The 19943-nt window shown below is 69.4% G+C and carries 18 protein-coding genes and 1 pseudogene; 13 read left to right on the forward strand and 6 right to left on the reverse strand.

Features of this window, described 5'->3' with window-relative positions; translation table 11 throughout:
- Positions 1-10 precede the first annotated feature (10 nt).
- The 4 genes from ACFP1Z_RS27465 to ACFP1Z_RS27480 are packed head-to-tail and all read left to right on the forward strand — an operon-like array spanning position 11 to position 4864.
- A complete protein-coding gene (locus ACFP1Z_RS27465) occupies positions 11-1273 on the forward strand; it encodes an ATP-grasp domain-containing protein (protein ID WP_390320329.1) in 1263 nt (420 codons plus the stop codon).
- Positions 1270-2421, forward strand: a complete 1152-nt coding sequence (locus tag ACFP1Z_RS27470; RefSeq protein ID WP_390320330.1) for an MFS transporter — start codon at positions 1270-1272, stop codon at positions 2419-2421. The genes ACFP1Z_RS27465 and ACFP1Z_RS27470 overlap by 4 nt, the downstream gene beginning before the upstream one ends.
- 53 nt (positions 2422-2474) lie before the next feature.
- The gene (locus ACFP1Z_RS27475) at positions 2475-3755 is read left to right on the forward strand and encodes a tetratricopeptide repeat protein (RefSeq protein ID WP_390320331.1); all 1281 of its coding nucleotides are present in this window, start codon (positions 2475-2477) and stop codon (positions 3753-3755) included.
- A complete protein-coding gene (locus ACFP1Z_RS27480; protein ID WP_390320332.1) occupies positions 3752-4864 on the forward strand; it encodes a class I SAM-dependent methyltransferase in 1113 nt (370 codons plus the stop codon). The genes ACFP1Z_RS27475 and ACFP1Z_RS27480 overlap by 4 nt, the downstream gene beginning before the upstream one ends.
- A gap of 112 nt (positions 4865-4976) precedes the next feature.
- Here the strand turns inward: ACFP1Z_RS27480 and ACFP1Z_RS27485 are convergent.
- A pseudogene (locus tag ACFP1Z_RS27485) lies at positions 4977-5183 on the reverse strand (hypothetical protein); the annotation flags it as partial.
- A gap of 88 nt (positions 5184-5271) precedes the next feature.
- On the opposite strand from ACFP1Z_RS27485, the gene ACFP1Z_RS27490 reads away from it, so the two are divergent.
- Positions 5272-5382, forward strand: coding sequence for a DUF1963 domain-containing protein (locus ACFP1Z_RS27490; RefSeq protein ID WP_390320333.1), 111 nt, complete (start codon positions 5272-5274; stop codon positions 5380-5382).
- A gap of 398 nt (positions 5383-5780) precedes the next feature.
- Here ACFP1Z_RS27490 and ACFP1Z_RS27495 read toward each other — a convergent pair whose 3' ends face one another.
- Entirely contained in the window at positions 5781-6941 is a 1161-nt protein-coding gene (locus ACFP1Z_RS27495; protein WP_390320334.1) for an RICIN domain-containing protein, read from the reverse strand.
- A 510-nt stretch (positions 6942-7451) separates the two neighbouring features.
- On the opposite strand from ACFP1Z_RS27495, the gene ACFP1Z_RS27500 reads away from it, so the two are divergent.
- On the forward strand, positions 7452-8102 hold the full coding sequence (locus tag ACFP1Z_RS27500) for an HAD family hydrolase (RefSeq protein ID WP_390320335.1): 651 nt from the start codon (positions 7452-7454) through the stop codon (positions 8100-8102).
- A 112-nt stretch (positions 8103-8214) separates the two neighbouring features.
- Here ACFP1Z_RS27500 and ACFP1Z_RS27505 read toward each other — a convergent pair whose 3' ends face one another.
- The 4 genes from ACFP1Z_RS27505 to ACFP1Z_RS27520 form a co-directional block, all read right to left on the reverse strand.
- Complete coding sequence (locus tag ACFP1Z_RS27505; RefSeq protein ID WP_390320336.1) at positions 8215-8973, reverse strand: aspartate/glutamate racemase family protein; 759 nt, start codon at positions 8971-8973, stop codon at positions 8215-8217.
- A gap of 53 nt (positions 8974-9026) precedes the next feature.
- Positions 9027-10454, reverse strand: coding sequence for an amino acid permease (locus tag ACFP1Z_RS27510; RefSeq protein WP_390320337.1), 1428 nt, complete (start codon positions 10452-10454; stop codon positions 9027-9029).
- A gap of 364 nt (positions 10455-10818) precedes the next feature.
- Complete coding sequence (locus ACFP1Z_RS27515) at positions 10819-11112, reverse strand: DUF6879 family protein (protein ID WP_390320338.1); 294 nt, start codon at positions 11110-11112, stop codon at positions 10819-10821.
- Complete coding sequence (locus ACFP1Z_RS27520) at positions 11052-11624, reverse strand: HAD domain-containing protein (protein WP_390320339.1); 573 nt, start codon at positions 11622-11624, stop codon at positions 11052-11054. The genes ACFP1Z_RS27515 and ACFP1Z_RS27520 overlap by 61 nt, the downstream gene beginning before the upstream one ends.
- A gap of 209 nt (positions 11625-11833) precedes the next feature.
- Here ACFP1Z_RS27520 and ACFP1Z_RS27525 point away from each other — a divergent pair, with 209 nt between their 5' ends.
- The 7 genes from ACFP1Z_RS27525 (at position 11834) to ACFP1Z_RS27555 (ending at position 19801) form a co-directional block, all read left to right on the forward strand.
- Positions 11834-12673 carry a helix-turn-helix domain-containing protein gene (locus ACFP1Z_RS27525; protein WP_390320340.1) on the forward strand — a complete coding sequence of 280 codons (840 nt, stop codon included), beginning with the start codon at positions 11834-11836 and terminating at the stop codon, positions 12671-12673.
- Positions 12670-12885, forward strand: a complete 216-nt coding sequence (locus tag ACFP1Z_RS27530; RefSeq protein WP_390320355.1) for a DUF397 domain-containing protein — start codon at positions 12670-12672, stop codon at positions 12883-12885. The genes ACFP1Z_RS27525 and ACFP1Z_RS27530 overlap by 4 nt, the downstream gene beginning before the upstream one ends.
- Positions 12886-13361: 476 nt before the next feature.
- A complete protein-coding gene (locus ACFP1Z_RS27535; protein WP_390320341.1) occupies positions 13362-14864 on the forward strand; it encodes a hypothetical protein in 1503 nt (500 codons plus the stop codon).
- Positions 14865-14945: 81 nt separating this feature from the next.
- A complete protein-coding gene (locus ACFP1Z_RS27540) occupies positions 14946-15443 on the forward strand; it encodes a hypothetical protein (RefSeq protein WP_390320342.1) in 498 nt (165 codons plus the stop codon).
- Positions 15444-15458: 15 nt separating this feature from the next.
- Positions 15459-16394 (forward strand): hypothetical protein, encoded by a 936-nt coding sequence (locus ACFP1Z_RS27545; RefSeq protein ID WP_390320343.1) that lies wholly within the window; start codon positions 15459-15461, stop codon positions 16392-16394.
- 202 nt (positions 16395-16596) lie between these two features.
- Positions 16597-18105 (forward strand): aldehyde dehydrogenase family protein, encoded by a 1509-nt coding sequence (locus ACFP1Z_RS27550; protein WP_390320344.1) that lies wholly within the window; start codon positions 16597-16599, stop codon positions 18103-18105.
- 124 nt (positions 18106-18229) lie between these two features.
- The gene (locus ACFP1Z_RS27555; protein WP_390320346.1) at positions 18230-19801 is read left to right on the forward strand and encodes a GMC family oxidoreductase; all 1572 of its coding nucleotides are present in this window, start codon (positions 18230-18232) and stop codon (positions 19799-19801) included.
- Positions 19802-19943 lie beyond the last annotated feature (142 nt).

The following is a 19943-nucleotide window of genomic DNA, read 5'->3' on the forward strand; positions in this document are numbered from 1 at the left end:
GGGTACATCCATGCAGCAAAAACAGTACTTACTCCTGCTCGGGGCCGACCAGTATCTTCGCGAACGGGCCTTCTCGGGGGCGAAACAGGCCGTCGACCTCCCCGTCTGGGCAGCTGCGGAAGACCCCGTACGCAAGCTGAACCGCACGTTCGACAACATGCTGGCAGCCGATCCCAAGGACCCGGAATCCCTGCTGAGGGCCATCCGGGCGCAAGCCGCGCGCGGCTGGCACCCCAGAATCGTCGTTCCGCTCAACGACTGGACGGTGGATTCGGCGAACGCCGTGAACCGCACCCTGGGGCTGGGCGGACTGGACGCCACGGCGGTGACCAACGCCCGGAACAAGTACGCCATGAAGCAGACTCTTCTGGCTGCCGGCGTGCGGACTCCGCGATCCCAACTGGTCCAGTCCGAGGAGGAATTGCTCGACGCCGTCGAGTCCATCGGGCTGCCCGTGGTCATCAAGCCGTACGACTTCGGCGGCAGCGGCGGAGTCGTCCTGGCCACCACGCGCGAGGAGGCGATTGCCGGTCTCGCGGAGTCGAGGGCCGTCATCGAGCGGTACGGATCGTCGTTCAACATCCTCGGCGACAAATACCTTGTCGAGCAGTTCGTCGATTCCGATGACGAGGTGTCCGTCGAGGTCCTCTGCGGCGCCGGCCGTGCGCAGGTCCTCGCCGTGACCGAGAAGTACCTTTCCCCGCGCCCCTGGTTCGCCGAGGTCGCGCACCTGGTGCCGAGCCACCGCACAGGGGACCCGGTCCTGACCGACCTCGCCGTACGGGCCTGTACGGCGCTGGGCATCGACCGGGGTCTCGCCCACGTGGAGGTCAAGTTCGGCGCGGACGGTACGGCCTGGGTGATCGAGGTGGCCGCCCGGCCGGGCGGCGACGGGATCATGGACCAGGTCGAGCGGGCCTACGGGCTCAACCCCTATCGGCTGCACGTCGGTTCGTATCTCGGATCCGACCTCTTCGACGTCGTCGGCGGCGCGGAGCCCATCAGGACCTCGGCCATCGCGTTCCTCAAGGCCTCGCCCGGCCGGATCCAGGACATCGTCGACGGGAAGCCGCTGCCGCCCGAGGTGCGGAGCATCAACATCAGCGCCAAGCGCGGTGATTTCTCTCAGGCCGCCCAGAACTGGAGCACCAGGGAGGGCCTCGTCGAACTCGAATGGGACGAGCTGTTCCGTGAGAAGACCGCGCTGCCGGTGACCATGGCGAAGGAGTTGTCCGACCAGATCTTCGTGACCGAAGAGACGGCCGGCGAGTGAAGCGGTACACGCTCTACTCCGCTCTCTACCGATTCTTCAACGGAGTGGTGCTGCTGCTCCTGAACTGGCACATCGCTTCCTCGCAAGGGGGAGGCTATGACGCACTCGCCATCTCGACCACGCTCTCCTTCATACCGGCCGTCTTCGTTCCGCCGCTGATCCGCTTCACTCCGATCGCCGGCGGGGCCAGGATGACCGCCGCGGGGCTCGCCGGGGTCTCCCTGACCCTGATCCTGATCGCGGCCGGCTACGACCATGTGCAGGCGGTGGTCGCCCTCAACTTCGTTCTGTGGATCTTTTTCTTCTTCCTGGAATCGAGCTGGGAAGTGTGGTTCAACGACGAGGCGTCCGGGCTCGACAATGCCACCCTGCGCAAGCACAGCTCGCTGACCATGACCGTCAACCAGGTCGCGCTCATGGTGGGCCCGCTGTTCGCGCCGCTGTTCACCCGCGTGATCCGGGCCGAGTGGGTGCTCGTCGTCTGCGCCGTCCTGTTCGCCGTCGTCGCGGTCATGAGCCTGGGATCGCACCGTACGGCGGCCGCCACGGAGCAGACGCAGAAGGAGGCCGGGCCGAAGAGCGCGGACGGTCTCAGGGTGCTGTACCTCCTCGCCTTCATGCTCGTCTGGCCCATCCTGGGAACGTTCAACCTCATGCTGCCGTTGCAGGCCCTCGCCCACGGCGGAAGCATGTTCACCGTCGGAGTCCTGGACATGCTTCTCGGCATCGGGATGGCGATCGCGGGGACCTTCCTGCACCGCCTCACGGAACGCCTGGGCATGCGCTGGGTACTGGCGGGAGCCGCCGTCGCCGTGGCCGCCGCGATAGCGATCTGGCTCTTCGTCCCGGCATTCGGGGCGCCGCAGATGGTCGCCGTCTTCGCTCTTGGATGCGCCTTCGGCTCCCTGCGGGTCATCCTTCGCGCGGAAGCGGCATCGAATTTCTCGCCGCGACAGGTCGGCGCGATCGTGGCGAATGCCAACGCCTGTTCACTCGTCCTGCTGGCCGCGGTCCTGGCGGGCGGAAGGTTCTTCTCCTCCCAGATCTGGCTGGCCCCCTTCGCCCTGACGCTGTTGTTCGTTCTCGCGTTCCACCGAATTCGTAAGGCCCAGAGCAGTCAGCTCATACCGAACGAGGTGTCCACATGACGTTAGCCACTGATTCCCGAGGCGTTCCGCAACTTGTCGGACAGCCTTCGGACATGGAGTCCGTCGAGAGCGCGATCGTTCAATTGCTCTCCATGACCCTGGACCATGAACGATGTCGTCGCTCCACCAGGTCCGCACCACCCGTGGCACTCCAGCTCATCCTCGCGGTGGACCTGCTGTGCTCCATGGAGCGACCGGCGGTCATGGAGGCCGCGACGATCTGCGCCTCCCTCAAGGAGACCGCACCGACCGAGGCGCGGACCACGGCGATGCTCTCCGCCATCGATTTCTGGACCGCCGGGGATCTCGTCACCGCCCGGAACGGCTTCCAGACCATCGTCGACACGTATCCAGGGGATGCCGTGTCGGTCTTCGCCGTGCACATGCTGGACTTCTACATCGGTGACGCGCCGCACATGCTGGCGTCGATCGCGGAGGCCATCGAGTTCTTCGCGGCCGGTGACCCGGTCATCGGCTATCTGCACGGCCTGCACGGATTCGCACTCGAAGAGAGCGGCCTGTTCGCCACGGCGATCGAACGCTGCCGGGTCGCACTGGAACTGAACCCCGACGACATCTACGCGATGCACGCGATGGTGCACTGTCTCTACGAGACAGGCCGCCACGAGGAGGGGGCCCGCTACATCCGGCAGTACATGCGCGGCCGGGACGGCGCGACTCCCATGCGTATCCACGTCTGGTGGCACTACGCGCTGTTCGAGCTCTACGCGGACAACATCCAGGAAGTCCTGGCCTGCTACCGCTTCGGCATCCGCAGGAAGACGTCACCGCGCTCGACCGAGGACCTGGACGCCGTCACGCTGCTCTGGCGTCTCGCCCTGATCAAGCCGTCGCTCGACCTCTCCGCCTACTGGCAGTCGCTCTACCAGGACTGGGAGCCCTACCTGGAGGAGAGCTGGTACCTCTTCAACGACTTCCACGCCTACCTCACCTACTGCCAGGCCGGGGAGTACGGCCGCGCCGACTCCCTGCTGGAAGCGGTCCTGGCGCGCGGCAAGGAGGTCCCCGAGGAAATGGCCGACATATTCCTCGGCTTCCGGTCCTTCACGGCCGGTGACTACACCGATGCCACGGACCGGCTGGCCAGGTCCTACCACCGCTCGTTCCTGATGGGCGGCAGCAACGCCCAGCGCGATGTCATCGAGCTCACGGCGGTCGAGGCCGCTCTGCGCTCGCGGAACCACGAAGTCGCCCAGCGCCTTCGCGATTCCGGCAGGATTTTCCGGCACCAGAGCCCCGTACTCCAGGAGTACGAAGACCGACTGGCGGCTCTGCGTGCATCAGAGAACCACACACAGGGGGAAATGAAGTGAGTCTTTACCAGGCGATTCTCGACGAAACCGCGACCGAGGGACTGCGGCTGACCACCGTCGGGCTCGCGGACCGGAACACCGTGTGGCAGCTGGACAGTCCGGCCGGCTTCGCCGTCAAGGTGACCCGGGGCCGGGCAGCGCTCTTCACCTGCGAGAAGGCCGCCGCGCTGACGCTGGACGCGCTCAGGGAGTGTTGCGCGCCCTTCGGGGTCGGTGAAGCGGTCGAGTGCGGCGAATCGCAGTACATTCTGGCGGTCGGGCTTCTCGACGACACCGAGCTCATGGTGGCGGGAACGGACGCCGATGTCACCGCCTCCGCGGTGGAGTTCTCGCCCACCAGCGACGACGTACGCAGCATCGCCGGATCGATCGGCGACTACTACTACGGCTACGAGGACCGCTACCGGACCGTGTACGAGAACGGCGCCCACCTGTGGGAGTCGGCGGAGCCCAACGCTTCGCTCCTGCAGATGATCCAGGAGTGCCCGGACGTCTTCTCGGGGCGGATCATCGACCTGGGATGCGGCGAAGGCCGCGACTCCCTCTACCTGTTGTCGCAGGGCCACGACGTCGTCTCGGTCGACGTGTCGCACTCGGCTCTGGCCCGCGCGCGTGAGCGGGCCGCTGCCGCGAACCTGGATGCCTCGGGGTTCGTGGAGCGCGACATCATCTACCTGCGCGGCTTCGACGAGAACAGCTTCGACCTCGCCATGAACATGGGCTGCCTCCACATGCTCGTCGACGAGGAGCAGCGAGCGCGCCACATCTCCCGCGTCTTCGAGATCCTTCGCCCCGGCGGGCACTTCATCGTGGACCACTGCGCGAGCGAATGGGGGAAGGGTTTCTTCTCCGTCCCGGACTACGAGGAGGTCGCCGCCGACTTCGTGCCGGGCCGGGTGATGACCAGGAGGATCCGGGTCGAAGGCGGCGAGAAGAACGTCGGCCTGGAGGTACTGCCCTTCTCGGAGCGGTCGGGTGACGCCCTGGTCGAGGAGATCAGCCGGCACGGCTTCAGACTGGTGAACAGCACGCACACCGACACCGAGGCGTTCGGGTCCTCGACGATGGTCCTGTTCCAGAAGCCGGGTGGCGGCGAGCAGACCTCCTGATTTCCACCTCACATGTGCCTGCGGCGGCCCCCGGTTGTACCGGGGGCCGCCGCTTCGGCATTGCTGAACAGCCGGGGTCGGCTACGAAGCGGCTGCCACGGCATCGCGGGCATACCAGCTCGCACGGCAGGGCCAGCAGGCGGGGGCCGTGGGCCGGGTTGATGCGGGCCACCAACGGGTTCGCCTCCGCCGCCGGGCGGGCGTGTACGGGCCGATAGGTCGGGTAACCGTGCGGCAGCTGTTGCGGTGTGGCGCCGAAGGGGATGAGCGGGCCGTCCACGTCGAGGAACAAGAGGGGCAGTGCGGAGCTGGTCACGATCACACGGTAGCGACTGGAGAGGCCGGGCACCCCGGTGCGGGGAGGGTCGGAGGAGGCGCTGCGGACCGCGTTCGCCATCGCACCGCAAATGACGGAGATACACCGGGGCGACTGTGGCGCCCTGTACTGGCTGATCCGTTCGCGGGATCTCGCGGAGCGGCGGTTCGACCGGGCGGTGGTGACGCTGCAGTGCGGCTGACGGGCGTCGCGTGAGTGTGTCCGGGATGGGCGTGTGCGTGCCATGCGCCGCGCGTCCCTGCTACCTGCCCGGCGAGTGCGTACGGGCGTGACGTGCCCGGGAAGCAGACGGCCCTCGCCGGGACGGGCATCCCGGCTGAGGGCCTGATCATCGAGGAACGGCAGCTTCCCTATGAACTGGGGCCGAGGGTATCGCTCGGGGCCCGTCCTTCGCGGCCGTGGCTCACCCCCGCCACCACCCTCAACCGCTGGTGGCGGGCCCGGACAAGCCCGGGAGGGACCTGACCGGCCGGCGGCGTCCACCGGTTTCGCCACGCGCGCTGGGCAACCATGTGGCCAACGAGCGCGCGCGGCAAGGGCGGTGGACGTCACCGACCGGTCAGGGCCTGACAGGGGCCGTCAGGGTGTGGCCGGGATCGTCCACTTCTGGTTGCTCGCGCTCGTGCAGTCGCGGATCCGCAGTGGCGTGCCGTCGGCCGTGGAGGGCGCGGTCAGGCAGCGGTTGGAGGCCGGGTTGCGCAGGCGGCCGTTGTCCTTGACCCACTTCTGGTTGTCGCCGCCGTTGCAGTCGTAGACCAGGACCGGGGTGCCGTTCCCGGTCCCGTTCTCCGCCACGTCCAGGCACATACCGCTCGTCATGAGGTGCAGGGCCTTGTCCTTGCCGAGGACCCACTGCTGGTTGTCGCGGCCGGTGGGCGGCCGGAGGACGGCCGGTGTGCCGCCGCGCGCTCCGCCGGAGGCGTCGATCACCTTGCCGGCGGGGCCGGTCACCGGCCCGCGCACCGAGTTGCCCACGGCGTTGCTCTGTACGCTGCCGCCGTTGGTGACGTCGATGCGGCTCGTGCCCGGGCAGCTGTTGCTGGCGCTGGTGCTGGAGACCTTGGCCTTGACCTTGCCGTTGTCCCCCTCGGGCGGGCCGAACCGCGCCTGGGAGTACGGCTGGTCGTAGCAGGAGGCCCGGGAGTCGTTCCACTCGAAGTACTCGGTCCAGTCGACCATGCCGTCGGGGGAGATCCTGTCCGAGGCGGCACGGATGCTGCCGAGCTTGAACGAGCCGCCGGTGGTCTCGTCGGTCACTGTGACGCCGAACCAGCGGTTGCCCTCGTTGGCGACCCGGGTGCGGTAGGTGTGGCCCTCCTGCCAGTCGTACTTGATCCGGCAGCTCTTGCCCTCGCCCTCGCCGCCGAAGTCGACGCAGTAGCTGCCCTGCGACCCCGGCCTGGCCTCGGTGGCGTCCCATACGGAGAACAGGAACGTGCGCTTCTCGCCCGGGCCGTTGGCCTGCATGCCGGTGTAGGCGCCGTTGCCCTTGGTGAAGCCGAACTGGTGGCTCCAGAAGACGTTGGCGGCCCGGCCCGGGTCCTTGGTGACGGTGGTGCGGAACGTGACGTTCGACAGGCCCGTGGTGCTGCGGGGGAAGTCGTAGTTGGTGTACGAGCCGGGAGTGTCGGACGCGGCCGCCGGGCCGGCCGTGGCGACGGTGACGCCCGTCGCCTGGACCAGGAGGGCGGCCGCGGCTGCCCAGCCGCGCAGGGTGCGCGGGCGGGTGCGTGAATTCATGGGGGGTGGTGCCTTTCGTGGGGGATGCCTTTCCGGCGCGGCGATCATGCAATGCCGGGGCGGAGTCGGCCAGGGACCAAAGTCCCTTACACAGAAAGGTCGTTGCGGGCTTTCCGTAAGGCCGTCGTGGGTTTCCCGCAAGGCCGTCGCGGGTTTCCCGCAAAGGGAATGGCCGACGGCGGGCTTTACCAATTCTTGGTGTAATTGGCCGGGAATTCGGGCCAGTGTCTTCCGCACAGCACGGCGTCCTTCCGGCTCCCACGGGCCGGTCGCCGCTCCCCCCTGCGTCGAGGAGGAATCCGCTCATGACGGAATGCGGAAGACGGCGGTACGGCCGCCGCAGCGATCGGATCACGGGCTGACACCCGCCGGCGGGAACCGCTCCCACCGGCCCCCGACCGGCCGCCGCGGGCCCACCCCCGAGCCCGTACGGCCGTACCGGCCCGGCCCGCCTCCCGGATCCCCCTCGGGCGGCCGGGCCGGGCCGCCCTCGCTCACGGTCTGTGCCGCATGAACCACTTCACCCCCCACCGTTTCACCATCGGTTTCGACCTCGACCTCACCCTCGTCGACACCCGTCCCGCCGTCCGCGCCGCCTACCGGGCCCTGTCGGCGGCCACCGGCGTGTACATCGACGTCGACACGGCCGTAAGCCGTGTCGACCTGCCGATGGAACAGGAGTTGCGCAACTGGTTCCCGGAGGACCAGGTCACCCGGGCGCGCGACGTCTGTGTGGCGGACTGTCCACGGCACGGTGTCACGCTCTCGCCCGCCATGCCGGGCGCCCGCGAGGCCGTCGCCGCCGCCCGGGCCATGGGCGGCAGGGTGCTGGTCACCACCGCGCGGCACTCCCGCAACGCCCTCCTCCATCTCGACCATCTCCGGATCGCGGCCGATGTCGTCGAGGGCTCGCTGTGGACCGGGAGCAGGGGCGTCGCCCTGCGCCACTACGGTGCCGCGTTCCATGTGGGCGATCACATCGGCGACATGCACGCCGCGCGGGCGGCCGGAGCGCTGGCCGTGGGCGTCGTCAGCGGCTTCTGCGGCGCGGAGGCGCTGCGCTCGGCGGGGGCGCAGGTGATCCTGCCGGGTCTGGGACACTTTCCCGCGTGGCTGCACGGGCACCTCGGGGGCGCCTGGCCTGCGGACGCGAACCAGTAGCGCCCCGGCTCTGCGGCGGATACGGGCCGGAGCTCGCATCCTCGCAGGGGCGGGGCGCCTTTCTGCCATCACGGCAGCAGATCGCTCAATACTGCTGAACAGTCAGGGCCGGCTACGACGCGGCCGTCACGCCATCGCGGGACAGGAAGTCCACGCAGGCGTCGGTGAGACAACTCAGGCTGTCCACAACGGGAACCGAGAAGATGTCATGGTTGCGCAGCACCGTGAGATCCGTGCACCCGTACAGCACGGCGTCGATGTCCGACGGGAGCGTGGCCGCGAACTCCCGCATGGCGGCCGCCGGTTCAGCGGGGTCCACGAAGCGGAGAAGATCCATGATGGCCGCCTGTACCACCTTCTGGCCGGCCTCGTCTGGAGCGACGATCTCCACGCCGAAATCGGCGGCGCAGTCGCTGTACAGCCCGGAGCGGACGGTGGCCGCCGTGGCGAGCAGGAGGACACGGCGGTGCCCGGCATCGCGCAGGCGGCCCAGCGCCGCTTCGACCATGTCGAGAAGGGCGATGTCACGCTCCCGCACCAACGGCCTGAGATAGGTGTGCAGCGTATTGCACGCCATTCCCACACACGTGGCACCGGAAGCTTCCAGCACGTCCAGCGACTGGGTCAGCAGACGGTCGACCTCGGACTCCTCCGCGGTGTCGAAGTGGCCTCTGACGAAAGCCTCCTCAAGTCTGGCCGGGAGCGGAACGCTGTGCATCACCACGTCCGGATAGGCGCCCCGCAGACGCGACTGGTATGCGGCAACGACCCTCAAGTAGAGGTCGGAAGAGGCGTCCGGGCCGACGCCGCCGATGAGACCGAACCGTCCGGGTATCTGCTGGGCAGCCGCCCCTGACAGTGAGTTCGTCATGTATCGTCCTTCAAGTTCTGATGGAACGTGGTGGATAAGGCGTGATGATGCGGCTACGCAACGCGCCGGCGTGACAGCAGAGCGCGGATGAACGCGATCACCACAAGTGCCAATGTCGCGCTCAGGGTTGCCACGAGTTGCGTGCGCGCCGATGCGTCAGTGCACATGAGCAGCAAGATCGCACCCATGGCCGCTATCGCGAGCCAGGACAGGTACGGAAAGCCCCACATCCGGACCACGAGCAGTTCCGGTGACTCCCGCTCCAGGCGCCTGCGCAATATCACCTGCGAAACGGCGACCGTCATCCATACGACGAGCAGCGCCCCGCCGGCCGACTCCAGCAGATACTCGAAAACGGTGTCCGGCCACCAGTAGTTGAGCAGCACGGCGAAGAAACCGAATCCTGCCGAGGCGGCGACCGCCAGTTGCGGGGTGCCGCTGGCCGACGTCCTCGTCAGCACGGGCGGAGCGATGCGCCGACTGGACAGAGAGAAGATCATGCGCGACGCGCCGTACATGCTGGCGTTCAGCGACGACAGCAGTGCCACCAGAATGACGACATCCATGATGTGGGCCGCTGCGGGCACACCGATCTGATCGAGCATCGCGACAAAGGGGCTGCGCCCCACCACGGCGGAGTCCCACGGCAGCAGCGTGACGATGACAGCGATGCTGCCGACGTAGAACACCAGGATCCGGAACACCGCGCTGCGTACGGCCCGCGCGACCGAACCGGACGGATTGGTGGACTCGGCCGCCGCGATGGTCACCACTTCCAGGCCACCGAAGGAGAACAGCACGGCCAGAACTCCGGCGATCACCCCGGTACTGCCGTGCGGCAGAAACCCGTCGTGGCCCGTGAGGTTGGTGAGTCCGGGCGCCGAACTGCCCGGCATGACCCCGATGATGGCCGCCACACCGAGTCCCAGAAAGATGACGATCGCCGCGACCTTGAGCCCGGCGAACCAGAACTCGAACTCACCGAAAGAGCTCACGGCCAGGAGGTTCAAGCCGGTGAAAAGGAGCATGATGGCCAGGGTGAAGGCCCACTGGGGGACCATCGGCAGCCATGCGTTCAAGGTCTTCGACGCGGCCGTCGCCTCGGCCGCGATCGCCACGCAGAGCGCTCCCCAGTAGAGCCATCCCACCGTGAAGCCCGCCCAGTTGCCCAGCGCCTTCTCCGCGTACACCGAAAAGCTGCCGCTGGATGGCATGGCAGCGGCCAGCTCACCGAGCATGCGCATGATGAGGATGGCCAGCCCCGCGGCGACCAGATAGGAAAGGAGAATGCCCGGCCCGGCAACACGGATACCCGCACCGGAACCGACGAAGAGACCTCCTCCGATCACCCCTCCGAGGGCAAGCATGGTCATGTGCCGAGGCCGCAGGCCAGTGCCGAGACGACTCGAATCGGCACTGTCTTCCGTTGAATTACTCGTTTCCTGGTCGGCGGATGGTAATGCCGTCGGCGTAGTACTCATCAAGAGATCCCCCCTCAAGATTTATGGAAACGCCCCGCCGTGGACGGTTCTGGCCACGAAATGGACCGCGACTGGGTGCCGGGGTGTCCGGGGCGTGGGTGCGGCCACCGTGATCACGACCCTAACCGAGGGGGAGGGGAGGGCCGTGTGCGGGGCAGGATGCGGAATGCATGGTTCCGTTCAATCCCGGGCACGGCTACCGGGAGCGGTGCACCACGCAACGGCGAGCCGGGTGGACCGGCCGGGTGTTATGAACTCGGTATGTGCTCAACGGTCGTTTGCCGCAAAGGAATTCATCGGACCAGGGGAAGCGGTTCCGTTCCCATTCGGGTTGCGGCTGTCCGGGGTGCCGTCAGATCGTGAACTACTCGTGCGGGATGCTGCGTTCCCACACTGCTTCGAAGTCGTTGGCGCACAACTCGATGACGGTCTGGTCCTCGGTGCACTCGAAGCCGGCATCGGCACCATCACCGGTGAAGTGGTTGAACCTCACCAGGTGATCGTCGAAGAGCCAATACTCGTTTCCCGGGAGTGCGATGTCCGAAGCGCGCCGACGCGGCAGCCAGCGGACCCGTTCGCTAACGGCGACGTTTCCGATCACGGGGAAGCCGGGGAGACCCCCTTCGAAGAGGGTGCTTCGAGCCGCTGCCGCAGCCACTCGCCGAGAACGTCGAAGTCCCCATCGGTGAGCCCCAGTCGGGCGTCGACACGATGGAGGAGAGCGGGTCCGCTGTGATGTGCTGCCACCCACCTGCGGTCCGCTTCGGTGATCTCGTCGTCGACCCAGGCGAAGGGGCGGCCGGCCGCCCGGTCGACGAGGCCGCGGGTCTTCCAGTGGAGACCGCTCCGGTCGTCCTCGTCGGAAGACTCGGACGTCTCCGGCCAGTCCACTACGGGCAGTTCCGGGAGTCCGAGCCAGGGGGAGACGCACTCGTTCGCGTCGGACATCCACGTCGTCGCCCATACCAGCTCGCAGGGCAACGCCATCAGGCGCGGGCCGTGGGCCGGATTGATGCGGGTCACCAGCGGGTTCGCCTCCGCTGCCGGGCGGGCGTGTCGGGACCGGTAGGCCGGGTAGCCGTGCGGAAGTTGTTGTGGCGTGGCGCCGAAGGGGATGAGGGGGCCGTCGATGTCGAGAAAGAGGAGAGGCAGTCGGGGGGTGTTCACCACTGCACCGTAGCGGCCGTGTTCCTCTGGCGGTGTAGTAGGTGACCTTGAGTCCACGGGTGTGCCTCGCGCTGTGCGGGGCATGACCACGAGCGGAGGTTCGAATACCGCGTCACCCAAAGGGGGTTGGGCGGTTCACTCCGCCTGCCGAGGCCTGTCGGGTCCCCTATGCTCCACCTCGCCGAGGGCTAGTGTTCCCGAAACGAAGTGTGGTGGTTGCAGCCGTGCCTGCCCCGCAGCGACGTGAACCGTCGAAGGCGTTCGTCACCGAGTTCTGCGTGCTGCTGCGCACGCTGCGCGTGGATCGGGGCTGGACGCAGAAACGGCTTGGCGAAGAGGTTCATCTGTGTCATACCGTCATCTGCCGGTACGAGTCGGGTGACCTCATCCCCAATGAAAAGGTTGTGAGGGACCTGGACGAGGCCCTCAAGGCGGACGGGTCCCTGACCGAGGCTTGGGACCGGCTCAACGACACACCGCAGGCCCGATGGGTGCAGCGGTACTTCAAGTTTGAGTCCCGGGCCACAGCCATCCGCCACTGCGCGGACTTCGTACCAGGGGTGCTCCAGACGAGAGAGTTCGCGCGAGAAGTCCTGCGGCGTGGCGTCGAGTTCTACGGAGGCGACCTGGAGGAGAAGGTGGAGTACCGCATGCTGCGTGCGAGCCTCCTCCTGCGCGAGGGCGCGCCGACTTTCTCGGCCTTCGTCGAGGAGCAGGCACTCCATGTGACCTTCGACGATCCGGACATCATGCGCGGCCAACTGTCGCACCTGCTCGCGATGAGCGAGAAGCCGAACATCCGGATCCGCGTGGTCCCCTTCGACAGGAAGGGGATGTTCGTCAGCGTGCCGTGCTTGACGATCTTGACGTCGCCGGACGGCCGTGACGTCGTCCACCTGGCGGGCCCGCTTCGTGATCAGTACATCACCAAAGAGCAGGAAGTGCAGGAGTACATCGCTCTCTGCGATCACCAACGGGACCAAGCACTGACCGAGTCCGAATCAATCAGTCTGATGCGCAACTTGCTTGAGGAGAGATACCCGTGTCCATGAAGCCCCGCGCGTTGAACGATGCCGCCTGGCGCAAGAGCACCTACAGCAAAGGAGGGAACCCGAACGACTGCGTCGAGGTAGCCGACCACCTCCCCGGCACCGTGCCCGTACGCGACTCCAAACACCCCGGCGGTCCCGTCATACTCTTCGGCGACTCCGCCTGGTCGAACTTCGTGAGCCGGGTAGCTGCCGCCGACGGCGTGTCCGCCTGATCGCTGCTGCGGACGCCGACGGCCCCGCCGGGGCGGGCGGAAGGTCCAACCGGGTCGCATGACCCGCTTCGGCTACGCCCGTCACCGGCGGGGCACACGGTCCTTCACTCCCACCCGCATCACACGCCCGTTCCCCCGAAAGAACGTCCGCGACGATTTCTGGACCCCCATCCGTCACACGACGGGGTCACCGGCGACGCTTCCGGCCTATTCTGGGGCTTCCGAACTAGCGTCAACTCTTCTGTTCTCACAGGTGAGTTCGACGATCGGGGGATCACGTGTCATTACCAGCTCAACCGGCTCAACCAGCCCAACCCGCTCAACCGATCCAACCAACCCAACCGGCCCAACACCTCCCTCCCCAGGTCCAACAGCCCAGACCCGTCCGGAACTTCTCCCGGAGCGAAGCGACCCGGCTGCTGTGCGCCGGCGCCTACTTCGACCTCGACTTCCGTAAACGGATCATCGAGGAGCTCGTGGAGCACGAGGAGCGGCCCGTCGCGCCCTCGCTCGGGATCGACGCCGTGCCGGTGCTGGCGCACGCGTTGCGGGCGCGGCGGCAGGACGTGGTGACGGCGGGGCTGCTGCTCGCGCTGTGGGTCGGGTTCTTCGTCGTGGCGATCGCGAACGGTATGGAGGGGGTCTCGCTCGGTGTGGTGCCCGGGGTGCCCTGGCCCCTGCTGTACGGGTTCGTGTGCCTCGCGCACTGGGGCGGCCACGCGTCCGCCGGGCGGGGAGCGGTCTACAACCTCGACAAGGCGACGCTCCGGGAGGCGGTCAAGGGCAAGGCGTCGATCCGGGTCCTGAAGACGGTCGGCCCGCCCGTCCTGCTGATCATCTACTGGATCATGGCGCTCGTGAACATCGCCGACGACTGGTCAGCGGTGGTCTTCCCCCTCGCGATGGCCCTGCCCGTGTGGGCGCACCGGCACCGCGTGGACGAGGTGATGCGGCAGGAGCTCGGCCGGCAGGAGTTCGCCCGGCGGCGGCGTGCCGTGCCGGGTGGCCGGCGGCAGTACCGGCGGATCGCCGCCGCCATCGACCGCGAGCAGTACGCGGGGCTGACGATCTACGACCCTTCCCGGCCGTTCGTCGGGATGGGCAAGCCGTACGAGCCCTGGTCGTTCGCGCTGGAGCTGCGGCGCCGCGAGGGAGCGCCGCTGGGCGGGCCGCAGTTGACGGGGCGCGCGGTCGTCGACATGATCCGGCCCCGGCTGGAGGCGCTGCGGGACTCGGCCGCCGCGACCAGCAAGGACCGGCTCAAGGACCTGGAGATCGAGGAGTTCGTCTACTTCCCGGTCGGGCCGCACCGTTCGCAGGTGCCGTACCAGGAGGACTTCGTCGTGCAGAACCTGCGCGACGCGGTGGACGAGGGCGGCGAGGCCCGCCGTTACTTCATGCGCGTGCGTGTGGGCGCGTGGGACGAGCAGGTCGTGGTGTCCGTTCTCGTGCGCGTGCACACCCAGGGCCGGATGCTTGTCCTGGAGGTCGTCCCGCACGTGCTGATGCCGATCCGGCACGACTTCCGCGCCGTCGACGCGATCGCGGCACGGCGGGCCGATCCGCTGCGGGACGGGGCGCGCGCCCTGCTGGGCGCGCCGGCCGCGGGGTTCGCCTCGGCGGTGTCCGCGATCCGTACCGGCGTCGCGCTCTTCCGGACCTGGCTGGCCGACCCGCAGCGCGCGGTTCCCGACGGGCCCGCCGGTTCGGTGCGGGAGATGGCGGGGACGCAGGGTGTCTCGCTGTTCCAGGAGATGGACATCAGCCGCTACGTGAAGACGGTCCAGGACCGTATCGCGAGCGGCGTCCGCGTCGCCCTGCGGCAACTCGACTACGAGACCGACCAGTTCGAGCAAAAGATCGTGCAGATCGGCGAGGGCGGCGTGTACATCGGCTCGATGAGCGGCGGCGCCGTCGCGGCGGGCAAGGGCGCGCAGGCCACGCAGAGTGTGCGGGGGGACGGGGGCCGTGATGGGTGAGGCCAGGGGTAATGGCGTTGGCCCGGCGCGGGCCGCGCACCGTGGCAGTACGCACAGCGTCAGTAAGAACGGGGGACCCTCATGAGTGAGGACAAGCAGCAGGCCCAGGGCGGCGGTGGCGGGATCTCCATCGGGCGGATGACCGGTGGGGCCGTCGCGAGCGGTGAGCGGGCGCGGGCCGAGGACCGGTCCGAGCGTCTCGGGGCGGCGGCTCCGGGAGCCGGCCCCGCGCCCGTACCGGCCGCGACGCCCGGCCCCGGCGGTATCGCCGTCGGTGAGCTGTCCGGCGGCGCGGTCGCGGCGGGTACGGAGGCCGAGGCCGTCCACTCCGCCCGGGAGCTCGTCGACGTCTCGCCCGAACTGTTCGCCGCTTTGCGGCTGTTACGGGGCGAGCAGCCCGCGGGCAGTGCCGCCGCCGGGGAGCTCGACGAGCTCACCGAGACCGCCCACCGCACCGGCCGCGTCGAGCGCGGCCGCCTCGCCCGGCTGCGGGCCGCCCTCACCGGTGGCGCCGCCACCGTCGAGGCGACGGCGGCCGGCATTGCCGTCGCCGAGGCGATCAGCCACCTGCTGGCGTGAAAGGGGGCGGAGAGCGTGACTCGTTGGGACCCCGATCTCCAGCAGTGGGTCGAGGACGACCGGTCCCGCGACCCCGTGGCCGACGCGCCGCCGCAGGCCGACGACGACCCCGATGTCGTCCTGCTCGCCGAGCCCTCCGACGAGGACGGGCCCACCGGGCCCTCGCACGCGACGATCCTCGCGGGCGCCGTGGCCGGGGTGGTGCTGCTCGGCGGGCTCGGCTTCGGCGGCTGGGCCCTGTTCGGTGACAGCGGTGACAGTGGTGACGGCGGCGGTGGCGGTCAGCCGCCCGGCGTGAGCGCCGGGCCCAGCCCGGGGCCGGCGACCACCGGGCCGGGCGCCACGTCCGGGATCACCGGCGGCTGGCCGTACTACACGCCGCCGAGCACCACCCCGCCGAGCACCACCCCGCCGAGCACCACCCCGCCGAGCACCACCGTGCCGAACACCATGACCGGCGTCCCCACGCCGCCCCCCGGGGCGCCCGCCGGTTTCCGGCGCGCGGCCGACGCCGCCGGGTTCCGCCTGGACGTGCCCGTGACGTGGGCGCGTACCCAGCAGGGCGCCAGCGTCTTCTACAAGAACGCCGACGGCAGCAGCCTCATCCAGGTGTACACGCTCGACGGCGCCGCCACGACGCCCTACCAGTCGCTCGCGGAGACCGAGCGGAACGTCTCCCGCAACCCCGGCTACCGCAGGCTCGCCCTCGGCCCGGTCGTCCCGCAGGCCGGCGAGGCCGGGCAGGGCGCGGGCGGCGCGGCGGAGCTGGAGTACCTCTACACCCGTGATGACGGCACTACGCGCCGTGTCGTCGACCGCGCGTTCACCGGCGGTGACGGACGGCAGTACGCGCTGCTGGTCGCCGGACCGGCCGCCGACTGGGCCACTCACCTGGGTGTCTACCGGGTGGCCCTGCGCTCGTTCTGCGTCGGCGGCACCTGCGTCGGCTGAGCCGCGCCCCGCCCGGGAGAACGGCCCCGTGAGCCGCCCGGAAAACCCCCAAGATCAGTGACTTGGGTCACTTTTCGGAACCAAGGAGGCATATGTTGCGGCCGCCGGGTTAGGCGCGCCCCGTTGCCGGACGGCAAGCCCCCCGCACTGGGAGCCCGCCGTCCGGTGACGGACGTACCGCGCACCGGAAGGCAGAGAAGACATGTCGTCAGTCGAGACCATCCACGTGGACGGAGTGTGGCGCGGCGCCGCCTCCGGCAGGACGCGCGAGGTCCTCGACCCCGCCGACGCCACGGTACTCGCGGTCGTCTCCGAGGCCGGAGCCGACGACGCGGACGCCGCCGTCGCCGCCGCCCACCGGGCATTTGACGGTGGCGCAGGTGTCTGGCCGCGTACGCCCGTCGCCCAACGCGCCGATCTGCTGCGGCAGGTGGCCGATCTGCTGCAGCGCGACCGCGAGGCCATCGCGCTGACCGAGAGCCGCGACACCGGAAAGACCCTGGAAGAAGGGCGCATTGACGTCGACTGCGTCACCGACGCCTTCCGCTACTTCGCCGACCTCGTCGTCGGCGAGGGCGCCGGACGCGTCGTCGACGCGGGCACGCCCGAGGTGCACAGCGTCGTCGTGTACGAGCCGGTCGGCGTCTGCGCGCTGATCACGCCCTGGAACTACCCGCTCCTCCAGGCCAGTTGGAAGATCGCCCCGGCGCTCGCGGCGGGCAACACGTTCGTCATCAAGCCGAGCGAGGTCACGCCGCTGTCCACCGTGCACCTGATCCGCCTCCTCGCCGAGGCCGGGCTGCCGGACGGCGTCGCCAACCTCGTCACCGGCGCCGGCGACCCCGCCGGCGCGCGGCTCGCCGAACACCCCCACGTCGACATGGTCTCCTTCACCGGCGGCCTCGCCAGCGGCACCGCCGTCGGCCGCGCCGCCGTCACCGGCGTGAAGAAGGTCGCCCTCGAACTCGGCGGCAAGAACCCCAACGTCGTCTTCGCCGACGCCTGCGAGACCGAAGAGGACTTCGACGCCGCCGTCGACCAGGCCCTCAACGCGGCCTTCATCCACAGCGGCCAGGTCTGCTCGGCCGGCTCCCGGCTCATCGTCGAGGAGTCCCTGCGCGAGCGCTTCGTCACCGAACTCGCCCGCCGCGCCGAGAAGATCCGGCTCGGCCGCGGCACCGTCAAGGGCGTCGAGTGCGGGCCGCTGGTATCCGCCGCCCAGCTCGCCAAGACCGAGGCGTACGTGGCCTCCGCGCTCGCCGAGGGCGCCGAACTGCGCACCGGCGGCACCCGCCCCGAGCCGAGCGACATCCGGCCCGAGAGCGGCTACTTCTACGCGCCGACCGTCCTCGACCGCTGCCACCGGGAGATGACCGTCGTCCGCGAGGAGACCTTCGGCCCGATCCTCACCGTCGAGACCTTCCGCACCGAGGACGAGGCCGTCGCCCTCGCCAACGACACCGAGTACGGGCTCGCCGGCGCCGTGTGGACCAAGGACGTCGCGCGCGGCCGCCGCGTCGCCGGCCGGCTGCGCCACGGCACCGTGTGGATCAACGACTTCCACCCCTACCTGCCGCAGGCCGAGTGGGGCGGCTTCGGCAAGTCCGGCATCGGCCGTGAACTCGGCCCCGCGGGCCTGGCCGAGTACCGCGAGCCCAAGCACGTCTACCAGAACCTGGCCCCGAGGGCGGTGCGCTGGTTCGCGGGCTGAACGCCCGCCCGCCGGGGGCCGGTCGCGCCGGCCCCCGCCGCAGCGTCCAGTAACGCCCTTACTGGCAGGGCGAGTCGCGCCCTACCTTTCCTGTCCTGACCACCCGCCCCCGAGGAGCACCCCCATGCCGCCTGCCGTCGAACAGCCCGCCGAGAAGCTCACCGCCGACTACGTCGTCGTCGGCGGCGGCACCGCCGGGTCCGTCATCGCCTCCCGGCTCGCCGAGAACCCCGAGGTGAGCGTCGTCGTCATCGAGGGCGGCCCCACCGACATCGACCGCCCCGAGGTGCTCACCCTGCGCCGCTGGCTCGGTCTCCTCGGCGGCGAACTCGACTACGACTACCCCACCGTCGAGCAGCCGCGCGGCAACTCGCACATCCGCCACAGCCGCGCCCGCGTCCTCGGCGGCTGCTCCTCGCACAACACGCTCATCGCCTTCAAGCCGCTGCCCGGCGACTGGGCGGAGTGGGCGGCCGCCGGCGCCGAGGGCTGGGACGCGCAGTCCATGGACCCGTACTTCGCCCGCCTGCGCAACAACATCGTCGCGGTCGACGAGAAGGACCGCAACGCCATCGCCCGCGACTTCGTCGAGGCCGCCCAGGCCGCCGTCGACGTGCCGCGCGTCGAGGGCTTCAACAAGAAGCCCTTCCACGAGGGCGTGGGCTTCTTCGACCTCGCCTACCACCCGGAGAACAACAAGCGCTCCTCCGCGTCCGTCGCCTACCTCCACCCGCACATCGAGGCCGGCGACCGCCCCAACCTCCGCATCCTGCTGGAGACCTGGGTGCACCACCTGGAGCTCGACGGCAACCACGTCAAGGGCGTGCGCGCCACCACCAAGGACGGCCAGGAACTGTACGTCGAGGCCGGGCGCGAGGTGCTGCTGTGCGCCGGCGCCGTCGACACGCCCCGGCTGCTGATGCACTCCGGCATCGGCCCCAAGGCCGACCTCGACGCGCTCGGCATCCCCGTCGTCCACGACCTGCCCGGCGTCGGCGAGAACCTCCTCGACCACCCCGAGTCGGTCATCGTGTGGGAGACCGACGGGCCGATCCCCGAGAACTCGGCGATGGACTCCGACGCGGGCCTGTTCGTACGCCGCGACCCCGAGTCCGACGGGCCCGACCTGATGTTCCACTTCTACCAGATCCCCTTCACCGACAACCCCGAACGCCTCGGCTACGAAAAGCCCGAGCACGGCGTGTCGATGACCCCGAACATCCCCAAGCCGCGCAGCCGCGGCCGCCTCTACCTGACGAGCGCCGACCCGTCCGTCAAGCCCGCCCTCGACTTCCGCTACTTCACGGACGAGGACGACTACGACGGCCGCACCCTCGTCGACGGCATCCGCATCGCCCGCGAGATAGCGAAGACCGAGCCGCTCGCGGGCTGGCTCAAGCGCGAGGTGTGCCCCGGCCCGGAGCTCACCTCCGACGAGGAACTCAGCGAGTACGCGCGCAAGGTCGCCCACACCGTCTACCACCCGGCGGGCACCTGCCGCATGGGCGCCGCCGACGACGAACTCGCCGTCGTCGACCCGCAGTTGCGCGTCCGCGGCCTGGAGGGCGTGCGCATCGCCGACGCGTCGGTCTTCCCGACGATGACCGCCGTCAACCCCATGATCGGGGTGCTGATGGTGGGCGAGAAGTGCGCGGACCTGCTGACCGGGCAGACCCATGGGGGTGACCGCCGGTGAGCGGTACCGACGACAGTACCCGGGGCCGCGCGACGGCCGGCCCGGCGACGGGGGACGGCCGCGGGCCGGCGGGCGCGAGCCCTGCGGGCGCGTCCCCTGCGGGCGCGGGGGCGGGCGCGGGCCCGGCCGAGGGCGCGGCGCC

It is taken from the genome of Streptomyces gamaensis, from assembly GCF_042656465.1.
Classification (GTDB): domain Bacteria; phylum Actinomycetota; class Actinomycetes; order Streptomycetales; family Streptomycetaceae; genus Streptomyces; species Streptomyces gamaensis.